This is a genomic window from Staphylococcus pasteuri (assembly GCF_030547725.1).
In the GTDB taxonomy this organism is placed as follows: Bacteria; Bacillota; Bacilli; order Staphylococcales; family Staphylococcaceae; genus Staphylococcus; species Staphylococcus pasteuri.
In genome coordinates, this window is sequence record NZ_JAUOQO010000671.1 from 1 (window position 1) to 250 (window position 250).

A 250-nucleotide genomic window follows, 5' to 3' on the forward strand; every position below is an offset into this window, starting at 1 on the left:
GTTTTCCAACGTTCCCTTTGGCGTCACACCCAGTGCAAAACACACATCGCGGGTCAATTCTGGCTTGTTCAAGGTGTAGAAATGCAGGGCGTCCACACCTTCCCCAATCAGCGTATCGCACATCTCTGTGCAAAGCGTGGTTGCCAGCAAATCCTGACGATTGTCGCGCTCCGCCGTGGCAAAGGCTTCTTCCACCCAGGCGGGGATCGGCGTGCCGCAGCGGCGGGCGAAATTCCGTGTGCCCTTCCAG

Annotated in this window: 1 protein-coding gene; it reads right to left on the minus strand. The window is 58.4% G+C overall.

Annotated elements, in window-relative coordinates; translation table 11 throughout:
• Positions 1–250, minus strand: a 250-nt coding sequence (locus Q4528_RS15125; protein WP_303522517.1) for a methylenetetrahydrofolate reductase, incomplete at both ends; no start/stop codon positions are given.